This window comes from Psychrobacter sp. T6-1 (assembly GCF_052258445.1).
The window spans coordinates 1-2,920 of record NZ_JBQQFC010000298.1 but is presented as its reverse complement, the minus strand read 5'-3'; the positions used below and the strand labels follow the sequence as shown (position 1 = coordinate 2,920).

General features: G+C 49.7%; 3 protein-coding genes. All 3 read left to right on the top strand.

Going from position 1 to position 2,920, the window contains the following annotated elements:
- Positions 1 to 163: 163 nt before the first annotated feature.
- The 3 genes from ACTXGO_RS11925 to ACTXGO_RS11915 all read left to right on the top strand — a co-directional run bounded on the left by ACTXGO_RS11925 (position 164) and on the right by ACTXGO_RS11915 (position 2,918).
- Positions 164 to 709: a c-type cytochrome gene (locus ACTXGO_RS11925; RefSeq protein ID WP_443542829.1), complete on the top strand. Its 546-nt coding sequence runs from the start codon at positions 164 to 166 to the stop codon at positions 707 to 709.
- Positions 710 to 836: 127 nt separating this feature from the next.
- Positions 837 to 1,868 carry an AAA family ATPase gene (locus tag ACTXGO_RS11920; RefSeq protein WP_443542827.1) on the top strand — a complete coding sequence of 344 codons (1,032 nt, stop codon included), beginning with the start codon at positions 837 to 839 and terminating at the stop codon, positions 1,866 to 1,868.
- A 27-nt stretch (positions 1,869 to 1,895) separates the two neighbouring features.
- Entirely contained in the window at positions 1,896 to 2,918 is a 1,023-nt protein-coding gene (locus ACTXGO_RS11915; protein ID WP_443542825.1) for a hypothetical protein, read from the top strand.
- Positions 2,919 to 2,920: the final 2 nt, after the last annotated feature.

Genomic DNA, 2,920 nt, shown 5'->3' with positions numbered 1-2,920 from the left:
TTTGCTCGCTCTTTTGTGACCATATTCTAAAAGCGTTTACCATTTGCATCGGTGGACGCTTATTGTTTTAAGTATAACTCGTAGTTTTAGGTATAATATATCAGACCCGTAAATCTGCTGGGTCAATCCCCTTTATTTTGTTTGCCAATCAAAGACGATAAAAATGCCTTTTGTTATACGCGCAATGAGCGCGGCTACGCTTGCCCTATTATTCCTCATCGGTTGTCAGCCTGCGCCGCCTGCAGATTCGCGCGCGCCTGTGACTTTGCCACTGTATACTCAAGGGGACGCGGTTGCAGGCGCACTGATATATAAAGAGGCTTGTGCCCAGTGTCATCAGCTCACGCCAGGTCTTAACAAAAAAGGCCCGCAGCTTATGAATGTTTATGGCGCAAAAGCGGCAATGCTAGCTGATTATGACTATAGCGAAGCTTTGAGAAAATCAGATTGGGTATGGGATGCGGACACTTTAGATCCTTATATCGCTGATGCTGAAAAAGCAATGCCTGGCTCCAAAATGCTAGCCGATCCAATGCCAGACAGTAAAGAGCGCGCGGATGTGATCGCTTATGTGTCGACGCTGCGTGCCAGTGCGACTGATGCCGATGCAACTGAAGCGGTAGATACTGATAATGTTGAGCAGTCAGATGATGACGGGGTCGACGTGCTAGAGGGCGCGCAGCATAAACCTGCCGCAGATTTTGGATAGCTTGTATACATGGTCCAGTTATTGCTACAGAATTAAATAAGTGTATGATAAAAATATAGGACACTTGTTTTATTATGATAGCTAAAGTGCTATAAAAATATCCTTATAACAAAGCTGATTACCTCTTATGTCTCAAAGCCATGCTCGTCACCTGTCTGCTCCTGCTCACTTGACTACTTTTGATACAGCTACTGATAGCATCAATAAAATTACGCCTGACTATGCTGGTAATCAGCAGCGTATCGCACGCCTGCTCGCGCAGCTTAATCAAGTAGTACTGGACAAGCCGCAAGTGGTTAAGCTTGCGCTTAGCTGCGTGCTGGCAGGTGGTCATTTGCTGCTGCAAGATCTGCCCGGTATGGGCAAGACGACCCTCGCTCAGGGACTTGCGCAACTGCTCGGTTTGAGCTTTAGCCGCGTGCAGTTTACCAATGATATGCTGCCTGCCGATATTTTGGGTATGAGTATTTATGATCAAAGTAAACTCAGCTTTGAGTTTCGCGCGGGTCCTATCTTTACCCAGTTGCTACTCGCTGATGAGATCAACCGCTCTAGTCCCAAGACGCAAAGCGCGCTACTTGAGGCGATGGAGGAGCGCCAAGTCACCCAGGATGGTCAAACTTATACTTTGCCCAAGCCGTTTTTTGTGATTGCTACGCAAAACCCATTACAACAAGCGGGCGTCTATCCGCTACCAGAGTCACAGCTGGATCGCTTTTTGATGTGCTTATCTTTGGGCTATCCTTCACCTGCAGCAGAGCGTGCATTACTGCAAGGTCAAGATCGCCGCGCGCTGCTTAATAGCTTAGCCGCCGTATTGGATACCGAAGCGGTGCTACTGGCCATCGAGGGCGTAGAGCAAGTGTTTGTCGCAGATGTGGTACTCGATTATTTGCAGCGACTGGTCGCCAAAACCCGTAGCAGTCAAGACTATCATGGTCTGTCGCCGCGCGGCGTGTTGTCCCTTAAACGCGCCGCCCAAGCGTATGCTTATGTGTCTGGTCATAGCGAGACCACGCCTGAGGATATTCAAGCGGTATTTGCCGCAGTCACCGATCATAGGCTCGGCCAGCGCTTTATCCCAGCGCATATCATCAGCGGACAAGCGCCGCAAACTATGGCTGAGCGTATTATGGCGGCAGTGCCAGTCATCGTTTAACATGTTTACTTTTAGATAAAGGTGGTTATGAGTCTTTTGCCGCGCGCCTTAACTTCACCAATCAAAACCGCATCCACCCGCTGGTTTGCTAAGCGCGCGCCAAGAAGTGATAACGCCACTCTTAATCTGCGTAATGTCTACATCTTTTTTAGTCGTGAAGGGATGCTGTTTGCGGTGCTACTGCTCATCACCTTTATCGCCGGTATCAACTACGGCAACAATTTGGTGCTGGGGTTGTGTTTTTACTTGATTAGCGTCTGGCTCATCAGCTTTCATGTGACCTTTGCTCATATATCAGGATTGCAGATACGCTTGCTTGACGTCACGACGGCCGAGGTAGGCGCGCCTATATGGGTCACTTTGCAACTGCGTAGCGAGAGCCGCCAGCCTAGACGCCAACTGGCCTTTGAGTTTGAGCAAAAGCGCGCCGCAACAAAAGCGTCGCAACCAGCAGAGCCATTGCTTATCGCTAGAGTAGACGGTGAGCAAACCATACGCCTACCTATTTATACCGATACTCGTGGTCAGCTTGAGCTGCCAAGGCTTGTGATCAAGACCACTTATCCATTGGGTATTATGCGCGCATGGTCCTACGTCTATTTTGCGCGTCGTGCTTGGGTGTACCCCAAGCCGCAAGCCTTTGACTGGCAAGCAAAGTATCTAGCAGTTAGCCAAGAGGATGTGCAAGCAGGCGGGCAATACGTGCAAGGACAAGATGACTTTGATCGCCTAGATACTTATATCGCAGGTGAGTCGCTAGCACGGGTCTCTTGGGGTCATGTGGCGCGTGGGCAGGGCATGTTTACCAAGCATTTTGCTGATCCTATCGGCGCTGAGCAAACGCTAGATTACGCCGATATGCCAGCGGCCAACCATGAGCAAAAACTGGCGCAACTGGCCTATGGTGCGCTGACTTTAGGCCAGCTTGGCGTACCGTTTGAGATGCAACTGCCTAATGAGAGGTCTAATGATACTAATCAGCAAACGGGCACTGGAGCAGGCAACGCTTTTGCACAAGCGTGCTTGCTTCGGTTGGCAAAAGCGCCATGACT